At 67.1% G+C, this 15,377-nt stretch carries 12 protein-coding genes; 6 read left to right on the top strand and 6 right to left on the bottom strand.

Annotation, left to right across the window (positions count from 1 at the left end):
- Positions 1-8: 8 nt before the first annotated feature.
- The gene (locus LCM15_RS00795; RefSeq protein ID WP_224852329.1) at positions 9-251 is read left to right on the top strand and encodes a BolA/IbaG family iron-sulfur metabolism protein; all 243 of its coding nucleotides are present in this window, start codon (positions 9-11) and stop codon (positions 249-251) included.
- Between the two features lie 131 nt (positions 252-382).
- Positions 383-745: a Grx4 family monothiol glutaredoxin gene (gene grxD / locus LCM15_RS00790; protein ID WP_224852328.1), complete on the top strand. Its 363-nt coding sequence runs from the start codon at positions 383-385 to the stop codon at positions 743-745.
- Positions 746-1,214: 469 nt separating this feature from the next.
- Here the strand turns inward: grxD and ccmE are convergent, their stop codons facing one another.
- The 3 genes from ccmE to LCM15_RS00775 all read right to left on the bottom strand — a co-directional run bounded on the left by ccmE (position 1,215) and on the right by LCM15_RS00775 (position 6,169).
- On the bottom strand, positions 1,215-1,664 hold the full coding sequence (gene ccmE / locus LCM15_RS00785; RefSeq protein ID WP_224852327.1) for a cytochrome c maturation protein CcmE: 450 nt from the start codon (positions 1,662-1,664) through the stop codon (positions 1,215-1,217).
- 141 nt (positions 1,665-1,805) lie between these two features.
- Entirely contained in the window at positions 1,806-2,618 is an 813-nt protein-coding gene (locus tag LCM15_RS00780; RefSeq protein ID WP_224852326.1) for a glutamate racemase, read from the bottom strand.
- A 128-nt stretch (positions 2,619-2,746) separates the two neighbouring features.
- Complete coding sequence (locus tag LCM15_RS00775) at positions 2,747-6,169, bottom strand: indolepyruvate ferredoxin oxidoreductase family protein (protein WP_224852325.1); 3,423 nt, start codon at positions 6,167-6,169, stop codon at positions 2,747-2,749.
- 164 nt (positions 6,170-6,333) lie between these two features.
- Here LCM15_RS00775 and LCM15_RS00770 point away from each other — a divergent pair, with 164 nt between their 5' ends.
- The 4 genes from LCM15_RS00770 to LCM15_RS00755 all read left to right on the top strand — a co-directional run bounded on the left by LCM15_RS00770 (position 6,334) and on the right by LCM15_RS00755 (position 11,735).
- Positions 6,334-7,239, top strand: coding sequence for a LysR family transcriptional regulator (locus tag LCM15_RS00770; protein ID WP_224853046.1), 906 nt, complete (start codon positions 6,334-6,336; stop codon positions 7,237-7,239).
- Between the two features lie 238 nt (positions 7,240-7,477).
- Positions 7,478-8,383: a class I SAM-dependent methyltransferase gene (locus LCM15_RS00765; RefSeq protein ID WP_224852324.1), complete on the top strand. Its 906-nt coding sequence runs from the start codon at positions 7,478-7,480 to the stop codon at positions 8,381-8,383.
- Between the two features lie 32 nt (positions 8,384-8,415).
- Positions 8,416-10,575, top strand: a complete 2,160-nt coding sequence (gene purL, locus LCM15_RS00760) for a phosphoribosylformylglycinamidine synthase subunit PurL (protein ID WP_224853044.1) — start codon at positions 8,416-8,418, stop codon at positions 10,573-10,575.
- A 302-nt stretch (positions 10,576-10,877) separates the two neighbouring features.
- Entirely contained in the window at positions 10,878-11,735 is an 858-nt protein-coding gene (locus LCM15_RS00755) for a LysR family transcriptional regulator (protein WP_224852323.1), read from the top strand.
- Positions 11,736-11,804: 69 nt separating this feature from the next.
- On the opposite strand, the gene LCM15_RS00750 is transcribed toward LCM15_RS00755, so the two are convergent.
- The 3 genes from LCM15_RS00750 to LCM15_RS00740 form a co-directional block, all read right to left on the bottom strand.
- The gene (locus LCM15_RS00750; protein WP_224852322.1) at positions 11,805-13,280 is read right to left on the bottom strand and encodes a carboxypeptidase M32; all 1,476 of its coding nucleotides are present in this window, start codon (positions 13,278-13,280) and stop codon (positions 11,805-11,807) included.
- Entirely contained in the window at positions 13,277-14,422 is a 1,146-nt protein-coding gene (ctaA, locus tag LCM15_RS00745; RefSeq protein ID WP_224852321.1) for a heme A synthase, read from the bottom strand. Before ctaA ends, LCM15_RS00750 begins: the two co-directional genes overlap by 4 nt.
- A 97-nt stretch (positions 14,423-14,519) precedes the next feature.
- Complete coding sequence (locus tag LCM15_RS00740) at positions 14,520-15,263, bottom strand: RNA methyltransferase (protein WP_224852320.1); 744 nt, start codon at positions 15,261-15,263, stop codon at positions 14,520-14,522.
- Positions 15,264-15,377 lie beyond the last annotated feature (114 nt).

Here is a 15,377-nt window from a genome sequence, read left to right as displayed (position 1 = left end):
ACGCCCCAATGGCCATTGAAGCGACGGAAATCGAACAGCTCATCCGAGCCGAGTTTCCCGATGCCAAGATCACCATCACCGACCTCGCCGGTGACGGAAACCACTACGCCGCCGAGGTGATCGACGAGAGCTTTCGCGGCAAGAACCGCGTCCAGCAGCAGCGCGCCGTCTATGCCGCCTTGAAGGGCAAGATGGACGGGGCGCATGGCGAGTTGCACGCGCTGGCGCTGACCACCAAGGCGCCGGACTGACCACGCACCGACGCCCGTGCCCGGGTCTGCGGCCTCGCGTCGCGACGATCCGGTCCGGGGTCTGAGAGATACCGGCCTTGCCGCGCGCGGGGCCAGCCGGTGCCACTGCACCGCGCAGACAGGAGAGAGATATGACCGACGCGAAGACGACGATCGACGAGACGGTGAAGTCCAACACCGTGGTGCTGTTCATGAAAGGCACCAAGACCATGCCGCAATGCGGCTTCTCGAGCCGCGTGGCCGGGGTGCTGAATTACATGGGCGTAGACTTTCACGACGTGAACGTTCTGGCCGACGACGCGATCCGCCAGGGCATCAAGGACTATTCCGACTGGCCCACCATCCCGCAGCTCTACGTCAAGGGCGAGTTCGTGGGCGGCTGCGACATCATCACCGAGATGACCCTCTCGGGCGAGCTGGACCAGCTCTTCGAGCAGAACGGTGTCGAGTACAACAAGGATGCCGCCGAGAAGATCCGCGAAGCCAACGCGTGATCCGATCTACTTGGTAAGACTTGGAAAGGCGGGCTCTCGGGCCCGCCTTTTTCTTTTGGTGGGCGGTCTCTTACGGCGTTTTGGCCATCGACGCCGCCGCGCATCGCCGGGCCGCCGAGTGGCGCGCCGCATGTGTAGCCCGTGAAGAGGGCCCGACAGTTCCGAAGGAGCTCTAGGCCGCGCAAAAGGCCCTGCCAAATCGCAAGATCATCCGAACTTAGACGCCGCTGCGCTTCGCCGGTCCGCGGGGTGGCGATCCTGTCGTGGAATCCCGCGATTTATATCTGCCACGTCCGAAGGACCTCGAAGCTAAGCGCCGACCTCAACCAAATCGCCGGCCCGGGGGGCGGGTCATGCCGAAGGCATGCTTTCAGCATGAACGATGCGCGGCGGCCTTCGGCCTTGATTCCGCGCCATGCGCGTTCGAGCGTAGTTTCAAGACGAGCCATCCCGTCGCGCCCCCAGCCTCTCAGCTGTTGGGATCCTGATAGACGCCCTGCTCTTTCAGCGCGTCCATGACCTCTTTCGGCATGTAGGTCTCGTCGTGCTTGGCGAGAATCTCGGAGGCCACGAACGTCCCGTCCACGTAGCGCCCGGTGCCCACCATGCCCTGGTTCTCGGCAAACAGGTCGGGCAGCACGCCGGCGAACACCACCGGCACCGAGGCGCCGCCATCGGTGACGCTGAAGCGGATCTCGTGGCCCTCGCCCCGGATGAGCGAGCCGTCCTCGACCAGCCCGCCGATACGGAAGGTCTCATTCGGCGCGGGCGGCTCCTGCATCACCTGGCTGGGAGAGCGGAAGAAGTTGATGCCGTCGCGCATCGCGTATCCGATCAGCACGGTCGAGACGACAAGAGCGACCGCGGCCAGAGCAACCACCTGGATCCGGCGCTGTTTCTTGAGCGATTTGAGCGACATGGTGTCTCCTGTTCTGACCGGTCGGCGGCCGCTTGCCGAGCGCGTCCCGCGCTGTCAGCCCGGACTATATCGCATTCGGCGGCGCACCTGTAAGTGTTACAGATCAAACTGCGGCGAGCGGACGCGGACGCCTTGGGCGGCTCAGGCCGCCTCGAAGGTGATCTCGCGGCGCAGGAAGCGCGTGGCGTGGCCCGAGACCTTGCGCGGATCGCCGGTGGTGAGAAACCGTCCGGTGGTGCCGGTGCCGAACATGCCGGGATGGCGCTGCAGGTAGTCGGCCAGCGACTCGGCCACGAGGTTGGCCTGCGAATAAACCGCGACGTCCGGGCCAAGCGCTTCCTGAAAGATCTCCTGCATCAGCGGGTAATGCGTGCAGCCGAGGATCGCCGCCTGCGGCGCGGGCATCTTGCGCTTCAGCGCGTCGACATGGCTGCGCACCAGCGCCTCGGCGAGGATCATGTCGCCTTCCTCGATGGCATCCACGAGCCCGCCGCAGGCCTGCGCCTCGACATCGACACCGATGGCGCGGAACGCCAGCTCGCGCTGGAACGCGCGGCTGCGCACGGTGGCGGGCGTGGCAAACAGCGCCACGTGCTGCACCGCAACCTCGCGCGGGGGCGAGTTGTCGCCCCACTGGCGCTCGGTCATCGCCTCGATCAGCGGCACGAAGACGCCCAGCACCCGCTTGTCGCGCGGGATCCAGTTCTCCTGCATCCGGCGCAGCGCGGCGGCCGAGGCGGTGTTACAGGCAAGGATGACGAGATCGCAACCCGCCTCCCAGAGACGCTCCACCGCGGCGGTGGTGAGGTCGTAGATATCGTCGGCATCGCGCACACCGTAGGGCGCGTGGGCACTGTCGGCGAAGTAGACGAAGGGCACCTCGGGCAAGCGCCTGCTCACCGCGTCCAGTACCGTGAGCCCGCCAAGCCCGGAATCGAATACGCCAACCGCCATCGGCCTGCCTCCTGCCGCCACTGCCCAATCCCGCGACTCGTTGCGCGGTATGGTCTGCTCTTACGGCGCTTCGGCGCGGAAATCCATCGCGACCGAAGGCTTGGGCCGAAGGGTGCCGGGACGGCGGATCACTCCGCCGCCCGTGCCAACGCCCCGCCGCCGTCGCGGATCACCGCCAGCAGCTCTTCGCGGCGCTTGGCGGCCTCGCGCTCGTTGGCCTCCTTGACCGGGCCGAAGCCGCGGATCTTCAGCGGCAGCTCGGCCAGCGCCACGATGGCATCCCGGGTCTCGGGGGTGAGCATGGGCAGAACCTCGTCCATGTCGCGCTCGTACTGCGCGATCAAGGCCCGCTCCATCTTGCGCTCCGAGGTGCGCCCGAAGGGATCGAACGGCGTGCCGCGCAGCCCCTTGAGCTTGGCCAGCAGGCGGAAGTTGCGCAGCATCCCCTCGCCGAACTCCTTCTTCTGCGGGCGCCCGTCCGGGCCAGTCTTCGACAGCAGCGGCGGCGCGAGGTGGAAGCGCATCTTGAAGTCCCCCTCGAACTGCGCCCGCGCCTTGGCCTCGGTGTCGAGATGCAGGCGCGCGACCTCGTACTCGTCCTTGTAGGCCAGAAGCTTGTGATAGCCCTTGGCGATGGCCTCGCGCAGGCGCGCGTCCTCGGTGCGGTCGACCATGCGGCGGTAGCGCTTCGCGAGCCGCGCGTTCTGGTAGGCCGTGAGATGCGCTTCGCGGAAGGCGATTTTCTCTCCCAGCGTCTTGGGCTTATCGATCACCGTGGGGCTGAGCAGCTTGGCCGCCGCCTCCGGGTGAAGCATCGCCCAGCGACCGATCTCGAAGGCGCGCAGGTTCTTCTCGACCGCGGCGCCGTTGAGGCGCAGCGCCTCGGCGATGGCGTCATGCGGCAGCGGCACCAGCCCCTGCTGCCACGCCGCCCCGAGGATCATCATGTTGGAGAAGATCGAGTCGCCCAGCGTCGCCTTGGCGAGCTCGGTGGCATCGAACAGCTTGGCACGTTCCTGCATCCGCGCCTCGATGGCGAGCTTCAGCCGGTCGTTCGGCAGGGCGAACTCGGTGTCGCGGGTGAACTCGCCGGTGACGATCTCGTGGCTGTTGACCACCGCGCCGGTGCGCCCCGAGGCGGTCAGCCCCAGCGTCTTGGCCCCGGCGCTCACCACCAGGTCGCCGCCGATCAGCGCATGCGCCTCGCCGATCGCCACGCGTACCGCCGAGATATCCTCGGGGCGGTTGGCAAGCCGCAGGTGGATATGTACCGCGCCGCCCTTCTGGGCCAGCCCCGCCATCTCCATCATCCCAGCGCCAAGGCCCGCGATCTGCGCCGCCTGCGCCAGCACCGCGCCGATTGTCACCACGCCGGTGCCGCCGACGCCGGTGATCACCACGTTGTGGGTGCCGTCGATCCGCGGCAATGCCGGCTCGGGCATGTCGGGCAGATCCAGCTCGGTCGTCGCACCCTTGCGGACCTTTGCGCCCTCGAGGGTCACGAAGGACGGGCAGAAGCCCTTGAGACAGGAGAAATCCTTGTTGCAGCTCGACTGGTCGATGGCGCGCTTGCGGCCAAGCTCGGTCTCTTCCGGCACGATGGCGACGCAGTTCGACTGCACGCCGCAATCGCCGCAGCCCTCGCACACGTCAGTGTTGATGAAGACGCGCTTGTCGGGGTCGGGGAACAGGCCCCGCTTGCGGCGGCGGCGCTTCTCGGCGGCGCAGGTCTGGATGTAGAGGATGACCGACACGCCCTCGACCTCGCGCATCTGTTTCTGCACCGCCTCCATCTCGGCGCGCTCGTGGGTGTCGATGCCGCGCGGGAAGAGGTCGAAATTCACGTCTTCCTTCTCGTCGTAGACGACGGCGATGTGCTGCACCCCCATCGCGACGAGCTCGCGGGCGATGCGGTCGGCAGTGAGGCCGCCCTCGTTGGCCTGCCCGCCGGTCATCGCCACGGCGTCGTTGTAGAGGATCTTGTAGGTGATGTTGGTCCCGGCGGCGAGCGCCGCGCGGATCGCCTGCACCCCGGAGTGGTTGTAGGTGCCGTCGCCGAGGTTCTGGAACACGTGCGGGCGCTTCGAGAACGGCGCCTCGCCGATCCAGTTGGCGCCTTCGCCCCCCATATGGGTGAAACCGGTGGTCTCGCGGTCCATCCACTGCACCATGTAGTGACAGCCGATGCCGGCATAGGCGCGGCTGCCCTCGGGCACCTTGGTGGAGGTGTTGTGCGGGCAGCCGGCGCAGTAATAGGGCAGCCGCGCCGCGATATCCTCGGCATTGTCGGATTTCCGCGCGTTCGCAAGGGTTTGCAGCGCGGCCTTCAGGCGCTCGGTATCGCGGCCCTCCTCGATCAGGATGGTGCCGAGGCGCTCGGCGATCATGATCGGATCGAGCGCGCCCTGCGTCGGGAACAGCTCCGGCCCGTGCATCGAGCCGGCGCCGCCGCCCTTGTGCCAGCCATAGACCCGGCGGCCACGGCGGTCGTCGAAGATCGCCTCCTTGACCTGCACCTCGATCAGCTTGCGCTTCTCCTCGACCACGACGATCAGGTCGAGCCCCTCGGCCCAGTCGTGGAAGCCCAGCATGTCGAGCGGGAAGGTCTGGCCGACCTTGTAGGTGGTGATCCCCAGCCGCTCGGCCTCGGCCTCGTCGATGCCCAGCAGCGACAGCGCGTGCACGAGATCGAGCCAGTTCTTGCCCGCCGCGACGAAGCCGATCTTGGCGCCGGGTTTGCCCCACATGCGCTTGTCCATCCGGTTGGCGTGCGAGAACGCCTCGGCGGCGAAGCGCTTGTAGTCGATGATGCGCTTTTCCTGCTCGTGCGGCGTATCGCCGAGCCGGATGTTGAGGCCACCCGGCGGCATCTCGAACTCGGGCGTGACCAGCGACATGCGGTCGGGGCGGCCATCGACCACCGCCGTGGCCTCGACCGTGTCCTTCATGGTCTTCAGCCCGACCCAGACGCCGGCGAAGCGCGACAGCGCATAGGCATAGACACCGTAATCGAGGATCTCCTGCACGCCCGCGGGCGAGACCACCGGCATGTAGGCATCGACCATCGCCCATTCCGACTGGTGCAGCACGGTCGAGCTTTCGCCGGTGTGGTCGTCGCCCATCGCCATGATGACGCCGCCATGCGGCGAGGTGCCCGCCATGTTGGCGTGGCGCATCACGTCGCCGGACCGGTCCACCCCCGGCCCCTTGCCGTACCAGAGGCCGAACACGCCGTCATACTTGCCCTCGCCGCGCAGCTCGGCCTGCTGGCTGCCCCAGAGCGCGGTGGCCGCGAGATCCTCGTTCAGACCCTCCTGAAAGCGCACATCGGACGCGGCGAGATATTTCCCGGCGCGCAGCATCTGCAGGTCCACCGCTCCGAGCGGCGAGCCGCGGTACCCGGTGACGTAGCCTGCGGTGTTGAGTCCGGCGGCGACGTCACGCGCCTTCTGGATCAGCATCAGGCGCACGAGCGCCTGTGTGCCGTTCAGAAGCACCGGGCTCTTCTCGAGGTCAAATCGGTCGTTGAGTGAGATGTCTTGCTTCGTCATGCGCGCCTCCCGTCGCTCATCCCGTGGCATTTGTGTCTCATAATAGGTCAAAATAACTGACCTGGATATCCTTTTTTCCGTGTTTTCAGCCTGTCCTGAAAGGATAGGTTCCTATTTATGATATCTGTCGTATACAGGCGCCGCGAGCAGGCATGGGTACCGAAATGGACTGGGACAAGCTAAGAATCTTTCACGCGGTTGCGGATGCGGGCAGCCTGACACATGCGGGCGATGCGCTGCATCTGTCGCAATCGGCGGTGTCGCGGCAGATCCGGTCGCTCGAGGAGTCGCTCAACACGACCCTGTTCCACCGTCATGCCCGCGGGCTGATTCTCACCGAACAGGGCGAATTGCTGTTCGACGCCACCGCGTCGATGGTGAAGCGCATCGATGCCGCCACCGCGCGCATTCGCGACAGCGAAGAAGAGGTGTTCGGTGAGCTGAAGGTCACCACCACCCACGGCTTCGGGGTGCTCTGGCTCGCCCCCCGCCTGACCAAGCTGTACGAGAAGTATCCCGATCTCAAGATCGACCTCATGCTCGAGGAGCGCGTGCTCGACCTGCCCATGCGCGAGGCCGATGTCGCCATCCGCATGAAGGAGCCGAGCCAGGCCGACCTGATCCGCAAGCGGCTCATGTCGATCCGGATGCGCATGTATGCCTCGCCCGAGTATCTCGCCGGTCGCGGTGTGCCGGGCTCGCTGGATGAACTGGCCCAGCACCGGCTGATCTGCCAGAACCCCGCCTCCTCGCAGGTCGCCGCGGGCAAGCTGCTGGTGCAGGAATTGCTGACCTACGACATCCAGACCGCGCTCACGGTGAACAACTATTTCGGCGTGCTGCAGGCCGTGGTCGCCAATCTCGGCATCGGGGTCCTGCCCGACTACATCATCGAGGATTTCCCGTCGGTGGTCCGCGTCCTCCCAGAGGTCGAGAGCAACGAGGTCCCGGTGTTCCTCGCCTACCCGGAAGAGTTGCGCCATTCGAAGCGCGTCGCGGCCTTCCGCGACTTCGTTCAGGAAGAAATCTTTGCCCACCGCCGGCAACTTAGGGCTATGGGAGCGGACTGAACTCGCGCTATAAGTGTGAGCTATGCGCCACATTCATGGCGGGAATGCTGCCCCTGCGGCCTCTTCTCTCTTGATCGACTCAGAACTGATAACATATTCGGCAGATGAAGCTTGAAGCGCCCTCGTGCGCATCATCTTCATACCTCCCTGTTGGACTTCGGCCGAGCTTTGTGCTCGGCCTTTTTTTTGGCGCGCGCATCCGGATTCCTGGGTAGGCTCATCGCAAGGGAGCGCAACCATGACTGACAGCATGACCCACGGGCCGAATGCCGCGCAGCAGGCCTTCTGGAGCACCGGCCCCGGTCGGCACTGGGTGCGGCTGCACCGCGAACTCGACACGCTGCACACGCGTCTCACGGACATCCTTCTCGACGCCGCAGATCCGCGCCCCCGCGCGCGGGTGCTCGACATCGGCTGCGGTGCCGGGGCGGTCGCCCTCGCCGCCGCAGAGCGGGTCGGCAACGAGGGCTGCGTTCTGGGGCTCGACATCTCCGCCCCGCTCATCGCGGTCGCCCGCGACCGCGCCGAGGGCCGCCCTTCCGCGCCGGCATTCCGCGTGGCGGACGCCCAGAGCTGGGCGCATGACGGCGCGCCCTTCGATCTATGCGTCTCGCGGATGGGGCTGATGTTCTTCGCCGACCCCAGGGCGGGCTTATCGAACCTCCACCGCCACCTGCGCCCCGGCGGGCGGCTCGTCTTCGTGGCTTGGGCCGCGCTCGCAGAGAACCCGTGGTTCGACCTGGCCAAGCGCGCCGCGGAGGCGCGGCTCGGCCCCTCTGAGCCCGGCGATCCGCACGCCCCCGGCCCCGCAGCCTTCGCCGACCAGAGCCGTGTTCTGGACCTGCTGGCCGAGGCCGGGTTCGAGGACGCGCAGGCGCAAACGATCGACACCACCCTCGAGGTCCCCGGCGGCAGTGCCGAGGCGGCGGCGCTGACGCAGTATATCGGCCCGATCCCCGCCCAGCTGCGCGCCAAGGACGGCACCGAGGCCGACCGCGCGGCGCTTCTCGAGGACATGCGCACCGCCTTTTCCGCCTATGACGACGCCGAGGGGTGCCATATCCCCGCGCGCATCCACCTTTTCTCTGCAACCCGGCCCCGAGCGGCCCTCAGCCCCCTTCCCACTGCGTCACCCTTGCCTTAAAGAGCGCGCAGGATTGCCAGAGGGGTATGAGCATGCAGGAACCGGCCATCACCGAAGAGCTGATCGAGGCGCACGGCATCAAGCCGGATGAATACGCCCGCATCCTTCAAATCCTCAATCGCGAGCCGACCTTCACCGAGCTCGGCATCTTCTCGGCGATGTGGAACGAGCACTGCTCCTACAAGTCGTCGAAGATCCACCTCAAGACCCTTCCCACCAGCGGCCCGCAGGTGATCTGCGGACCCGGCGAGAATGCCGGCGTGGTCGATATCGGCGACGGTCAGGCGGTGGTCTTCAAGATGGAGAGCCACAACCACCCCTCCTATATCGAGCCCTATCAGGGCGCGGCCACCGGTGTCGGCGGCATCCTGCGCGACGTGTTCACCATGGGCGCCCGGCCCATCGCGGCGATGAACTCGCTGAGCTTCGGCGAAAAGGACCATGCCAAGACCCGCCGCCTCGTGCATGGTGTGGTCGAAGGCGTGGGCGGCTACGGCAACTGCTTCGGCGTGCCGACCGTGGGCGGCGAAGTGCGCTTCCACCCGGCCTATAACGGCAACTGTCTGGTCAACGCCTTCGCGGCGGGCCTCGCCGATGCCGACAAGATCTTCTACTCCGCCGCGTCGGGCATCGGGATGCCGGTGGTCTATCTCGGCGCCAAGACAGGTCGCGACGGCGTGGGCGGCGCGACCATGGCCTCGGCCGAGTTCGACGAGACGATCGAGGAAAAGCGTCCCACCGTTCAGGTCGGCGATCCGTTCACCGAAAAGCGCCTGATGGAGGCCACGCTCGAGCTGATGCAGACCGGCGCGGTGATCTCGATCCAGGACATGGGCGCCGCGGGCCTGACCTGCTCGGCCGTTGAGATGGGCGACAAGGGCGGCCTTGGCGTGCGGCTCGACCTCGAGAAGGTGCCGCAGCGCGAACGCAACATGACCGCCTACGAGATGATGCTGTCCGAAAGCCAGGAGCGGATGCTCATGGTGCTCGACCCCGCCAAGGAGGCCCAGGCCAAGGCGGTGTTCGACAAGTGGGATCTCGACTTTGCCATCGTCGGCGAAACCATCGAGGAAGACCGCTTCCTCATCGTGCACAACGGCGAGGTCAAGGCCGACATGCCGCTGTCGCGCCTGTCCTCCTCCGCCCCCGAATACGACCGCCCGTGGGAGCCCTCCGAGCCCGCCGCCGAGCTCGCCGACGTGCCCCAGATCGATCCGATCGATGGGCTGAAGGCGCTGATCGCCTCGCCCAACTACTGCTCGCGCGAATGGGTCTACGAACAGTATGACAGCCAGGTCATGGCCGACACCCTGCGCATCCCCGGCTTCGGCTCGGGCGTGATCCGGGTGCACGGAACCGACAAGAAGCTTGCCTTCACCTCGGATGTCACCCCGCGCTACGTCAAGGCGAACCCGGTCGAGGGCGGCAAGCAGGCCGTGGCCGAGGCCTATCGCAACCTGACCGCCGTGGGCGCACTGCCGCTGGCGACCACCGACAACCTCAATTTCGGCAACCCCGAGAAGCCCGAGATCATGGGCCAGTTCGTCGAGGCCCTGCGCGGCATCGGCGAGGCCTGCTCGGCGCTCGACATGCCGATCGTGTCGGGCAACGTCTCGCTCTACAACGAGACCGACGGACAGGGCATCCTGCCGACTCCGACGATCGGCGCCGTGGGCCTGATCGCCGCCGACGAGGAACCGATCCTCGGCTATGCCCGCGACGGCCACGTGCTGCTCATGGTGGGCCGCACCGGCAGCCATCTCGGACAGTCGGCGCTGCTGGCAGAGGTCTTCAACCGCGAAGACGGCGACGCGCCGGCGGTAGATCTGGCCGAGGAAAAGCGCAACGGCGCATTCATCCGCGCCAATCGCGAGTGGATCAAGTGCTGCACCGACCTGAGCGACGGCGGACTGGCGCTGGCCGCCTTCGAGATGGCCGAGGCCTCTGGCGTCGGGGTGCAGCTCGACAGCGACGACACCGCCACGCTCTTCGGCGAGGATCAGGGCCGCTACCTGATCGCCTGCAGCTTCGACGCCGCAGAGGCGCTGATGATCGCCGCCGGTCAGGCCGATGTCAGCATCGAGACCGTCGGCCGCTTCCAGGGCGACAGCGTCAAGCTGGGTGGCAGCGAGGCGCCGCTCTCCGAGCTGTCCGAGATCTACCGCGGCAGCTTTGGCGCCGCGTTCGGCTGATCTGCCCTGAAACCCGGCCCGCCATCGGGATCGACCAGACAACGCCCGCCGCTCCACCAGGAGTGGCGGGCGCCTCTATTCTATAAACCCTGACGCGAAAACAGGTTCTTAGCATCGTTGCAGATATGTAAAGTCGCGCTTGCAGGAAATAATTTCGCCGCTTAGAAATCCTCAAAGATGAGTTAACAGATCATCAGGTATCCCTTGCGACAGTGCGGCGCCTTCGCCGAACGCCTGTCTCCAGCCGCAGATTTGTGCGGTCACCTGCGCATCTGTTTCCGTGGGGTTCCGAGCAGACGACAATGAACAACTGGGACGATCTGCGCTTTCTGGTGGCGCTCTCGAGGACCGGCACGATGACCGCGGCCGCCAAGAGCCTCGGCACCAACACCGCGACGGTGTCGCGCCGGATCGACCGTCTTTCCGAAACCCTCGGCACCCCGGCCTTCGTCAAGACCTCTGACGGATGGCGCCCGTCCAAGGCCGTGGCCTCGCTCATCAGCCTTGCCCAGAGCTTCGACGGCGAGTTGCAGGCGGCGCTGAACACGCAAGCTGAGAACACCGACTCCGAGCCGGTGACGATCAATCTCGGCAGCCTGCCCGCGCTGTCCTCGCTGGTGCTGTTTCCCGGCCTGACAAAGCACGCCGACATGCTCGACGGCGTGCGGCTGAACTTCTCCGACCGGATGTTCCGCGAGGGGCTGGGCGAACATGACCTCGTGCTGCAGCTCCACCGCCCGGAGCAGGGGCGGATAATTGCCCGCAAGGTCGGCGACCTGGCCTTCCGCTTCTACCGCTTCGCCGATGCCCCCGCGAGCGAGGACTGGGCCGGCCTTGGGGAAGCCCATGACGACCAGCCGCTGATGCAGTACGGACTGGACCAGTTCGGCCGCGAGCCGAAATTGCGGGTCGACAGCCTGATGGCGCTCTACCGGCTGATGAGGCTCACCGAGTTGCCCGGCCCGCTCCCGGATCTGATCGCGCAGCGCGATCCCGATCTTGTGCCGCTGTTCTCCGACACGCCGGTTCGGACCGAAAATTGCTGGCTGTTCTACCACGAGAGCCGCCGCCAAGATCCCGGGCTGCGCCGCGCGGTCGACTGGATCATTCGCTGCTTCGAGGACATCGCCGAGCCGACGCCAGAGACCGTCGCGCCCTGATCGTCCCTCAAAGACGGTGCGAGACAGGCCCTGCCCGCCGCGCGGAACACCCGCGCGGCGGGCAGGGTTTCAGAGGCCGTAGATCGCCCCGAATTTCGCCTCGAGATAATCCAGCAAGGCGGTCTCGGACGGCGCCCCGCCGCAGGCGCGGGTAATGACCTCGCGCGGTTCGTACAGGCCGCCGTACTGCTGCACGTTTTCGGCCAGCCAACCGGTCGCCGCGCGCAGATCGCCCTGCGCCAGCTGCGCGTCGAGATCCGGCACCGCCTGCCGCAGCGAGGCGTGCAGGCACCCGGCATAGACGTTGCCCAGCGAGTAGGTCGGGAAGTACCCGAAGAGCCCCGCCGACCAGTGCACATCCTGCAGCACGCCGTCCGACGGCTTGTCGACCTCGTAGCCGAAATCCGCGAGGAACCGCTCGTTCCACGCCGCCTCGAGGTCGTCGACCTCGAGATCTCCGGCGATCAGCGCGCGCTCCAGATCGAAGCGCAGCAGGACGTGGAGGTTGTACTGAACCTCGTCGGCCTCGGTGCGGATATAGCCGTTCTGGACCCGGTTCACCGCCGCGTAGAACGCCTCAGGCCCGTCGAGCCCGAGATCGCCATAGGCCTCGCTCATGCGCTCGAAGAGCCAGCCGGTGAAGGCGCGCGAACGGCCTAGCTGGTTCTCATAGATCCGGCTCTGGCTCTCGTGCACGCCCATCGACACGCCCGCCCCGAGCGGCGTGAAGCGGTAGGCCCTCCGCACGTTCTGCTCGTAACAGGCATGACCGACCTCGTGGATCGTCGAATACAGGCAGTTGAACGGATCGAGCGCGTTGGTGCGCGTGGTGATGCGCACGTCGTCGCCCGAGCCGGAGCTGAACGGGTGCACCGACTTGTCGAGCCGTCCGCGCGCCATCTCGTAGCCAAAGGTCTTGGCCACGGTCCGGGCCAGCGTCATCTGCGCCTGCTCGTCGAACGGGCCGCGCAGCGCGCGGGGCTGCGGCTTGTCGAGCACCGCCTGCCGCAGCGCCACGAGCCGCGGACGCAGCGCGCCGAACATCTCGGTCAGTTGCGCCGCCGTCGCACCGGGTTCGTAATCCTCGAGCAGCGCGTCGTAGACATCGCCGCCCGCGGCCAGCGCGGCGCCCTCCTCGCGCTTGAGGCGCACCACGTCGCGCAGCACCGGCGCGAAGGCGGCGAAATTGTCGTCGGCCCGCGCCTCGGCCCAGACCTGGTGCGCCCGGCTGGTCAGCCGCGCGAGATCCGAGGCCAGCTTGGCCGGTACCCGCAGGCTGCGCGCGTAGGCGCGGCGGATGTGGCGCAGCTGCGCCCTGCCCTCCTCGTCCAGCGATCCGGCATCGATCTTCTCGAGCCACGCCCCGACCCGCGGGTCGGTGCGCCGGGCATGAAGCACCGATTCCATCGCGGCGATCTCGTCCGAACGCTGCTCACCGGCGCCGGGCGGCATGATGGTTTCCTGGTCCCAATTCAGCCGTCCGGCGACCTGCGCCAGCGCCCCGGTCTCGCGCTGGAAGGCCATCAAGGTCTCGAAGGCGGTCATGCGGCGGTCCCCCGGATCGATTGCGCCTTCGGGTACTGCGCCCCGAAGCGGGCGCGGATGATCAGCACCCAGAGCACCACGGCGCCGATCTGGTGGGTAATCGCGATGTGCATCTGCGCCATGTAGAGCACCGTGACGATGCCCAGCACCACCTGCACCAGCATCATCGCCATCACCGCGTTGAAGCGGAAGCGCGTGTCGCGGTTGGCGGATTTGCGCGCCCTGAGCCAGGTCACGATGCCGAAGACGAAGAGCAGGTAGCCCGCCATCCGGTGCATGAACTGCACCAGCCCCGGATCCTCGAAGAAGTTGCGCCAGACCGGCTGCAGGTCGAAGGGCTGCGGCGGAAAAAACCCGCCCGCCATCAGCGGCCAGTCGGTGTAGCTGCGCCCGGCGTCGATGCCCGCCACCAGCGCGCCCAGCAGGATCTGCAGGAAGGCGAAATGCATCAGGCCCGTGCCCATCGAGAAGAGCTTGGCCTCGCGCCCGCGCCGCGCCTGCATCAGGTCACGCTCGGGCCGTTTCAGGGCGAAGGCGTACCACGCGATGAAGCCGAGGATGACGAAGGCGAGGCCCAGATGCAGCGCCAGCCGGTAGGAGGCGACCGAGACCATCTCGCCCACGAGGCCCGAGGCCACCATCCACCAGCCGATCGCGCCCTGCAGACCGCCGAGTGCACCCAGCAGCAGAAGGCGCCCGGTCCAGCCGGCGGGGATCTTCCGGGTCACGAGGAAGCCCAGGAAGCCGAGCGCCCAGACCAGCCCGATCACCCGGCCAAGCTGGCGGTGGCCCCATTCCCACCAATAGATGCTCTTGAACTCGTCGAGCGTCATCTGGTTGTTCATCAGCCGGTATTGCGGGCTCTGCTGGTAGAGCTCGAACTCTTCCTGCCAGTGGGCGGCGTCGAGCGGCGGCATGGCGCCGGTGACCGGTTTCCACTCGGTGATCGACAGCCCGCTGTCAGTGAGCCGGGTCATACCGCCGACCACGATCATCGCCATGACCAGCGCGAACAGCAGCATCAGCCAGAGGCGGATGGCCCCGCGCGCGCCGCCGCGCCCCCTGTCGATCATGCCGCCCGCGGGCTGCGCCTTCGGCGTCTCCGCGCCGACCTCCTCGAAGAGCTTTCGCTGTCCGGCCATGCCTCACCTCTCGTTGATGTGGGGCGGACGATAGGGCCGCCCCGGAATTGCTTCAACCGTCGCGCGCCATTGTGACGCAGCGCTCCTGGCGGCGGTGTCAGCCGCGCTGCTTCCAGCGCACCATCTGGCGCAGGATCCCGTGCAGGGTGCGCACGTCCTCGCTGGTCAGCGGCATCCGCGACCAGAGATTGCGCAGCGTGAGCTTCATCGCCGGCGCCTTGTGATCGGGAAAGAAGAAGCCCGCCTCCTCGAGCCGCTGCTCGTAATGCTCGGCGAGCTTCTCGACCTCGATGCCGCTGGCCCAGGCCGCGCCCGCCATCTCGTCGCGGCGCGCCTCGATCTCGGCGCTGGCCCGGCGCCATTCGTAGCCGCAGAGCAGCACGCATTGCGCGAGGTTGAGCGAAGGGAACTCGGGGTTCACCGGCACCGAGATGATGGCATTGGCCTGCGCCACGTCGGCATTCTCGAGCCCGGCGCGTTCGGGGCCGAACATCACCGCGACGCGGCCGCCCTGCGCGATGCGCTCGGCGGCGGCGCGCATCGCCTCTTCGGGGGAGTAGACCGGCTTGGTCATGCCGCGCTGGCGCGCGGTGGTGGCGAAGACGAGATCGCAATCGCCCACCGCGCCCGCCACCTCGTCGCTGAGCACCGCGTCGTCGAGCAGCCGCCCCGCGCCGGAGGCCATCGCCACCGAGGACGGGTTGGGCCAGCCGTCGCGCGGGCTCACCAGCCGCATCTGATCGAGCCCGAAATTCCACATCGCCCGCGCGGCGGCGCCGATATTCTCGCCCATCTGCGGGCGCACCAGCACGAAGGCGGGCTGTTTCACATCGCTTGGCATGGCCTCTCCTTTGTCTCGGACGCATCCCTAAGCGCCCTGCAAAACAAGGACAAGCCGGCATCGCCCGCCACGCGCTTCGAGACCCCGTGAAACAGGCGGCGACCCCGCGCAATT

The organism is Salipiger bermudensis, assembly GCF_020171625.1.
Taxonomy (GTDB): domain Bacteria; phylum Pseudomonadota; class Alphaproteobacteria; order Rhodobacterales; family Rhodobacteraceae; genus Salipiger; species Salipiger bermudensis_B.
Note: the sequence above shows the minus strand (reverse complement) of the source record. Positions and strands in the feature narration are given on the sequence as shown.

What these genes read in the sequence shown, in the direction of transcription:
- LCM15_RS00795 (WP_224852329.1), top strand. Translation starts at nt 9, where the DNA reads ATGGCCATTGAAGCGACGGAAATCGAACAGCTCATCCGAGCCGAGTTT.
- grxD (WP_224852328.1), top strand. Translation starts at nt 383, where the DNA reads ATGACCGACGCGAAGACGACGATCGACGAGACGGTGAAGTCCAACACC.
- ccmE (WP_224852327.1), bottom strand. Translation starts at nt 1,664, where the DNA reads ATGTCGCTCAAATCGCTCAAGAAACAGCGCCGGATCCAGGTGGTTGCT.
- LCM15_RS00780 (WP_224852326.1), bottom strand. Translation starts at nt 2,618, where the DNA reads ATGGCGGTTGGCGTATTCGATTCCGGGCTTGGCGGGCTCACGGTACTG.
- LCM15_RS00775 (WP_224852325.1), bottom strand. Translation starts at nt 6,169, where the DNA reads ATGACGAAGCAAGACATCTCACTCAACGACCGATTTGACCTCGAGAAG.
- LCM15_RS00770 (WP_224853046.1), top strand. Translation starts at nt 6,334, where the DNA reads ATGGACTGGGACAAGCTAAGAATCTTTCACGCGGTTGCGGATGCGGGC.
- LCM15_RS00765 (WP_224852324.1), top strand. Translation starts at nt 7,478, where the DNA reads ATGACTGACAGCATGACCCACGGGCCGAATGCCGCGCAGCAGGCCTTC.
- purL (WP_224853044.1), top strand. Translation starts at nt 8,416, where the DNA reads ATGCAGGAACCGGCCATCACCGAAGAGCTGATCGAGGCGCACGGCATC.
- LCM15_RS00755 (WP_224852323.1), top strand. Translation starts at nt 10,878, where the DNA reads ATGAACAACTGGGACGATCTGCGCTTTCTGGTGGCGCTCTCGAGGACC.
- LCM15_RS00750 (WP_224852322.1), bottom strand. Translation starts at nt 13,280, where the DNA reads ATGACCGCCTTCGAGACCTTGATGGCCTTCCAGCGCGAGACCGGGGCG.
- ctaA (WP_224852321.1), bottom strand. Translation starts at nt 14,422, where the DNA reads ATGGCCGGACAGCGAAAGCTCTTCGAGGAGGTCGGCGCGGAGACGCCG.
- LCM15_RS00740 (WP_224852320.1), bottom strand. Translation starts at nt 15,263, where the DNA reads ATGCCAAGCGATGTGAAACAGCCCGCCTTCGTGCTGGTGCGCCCGCAG.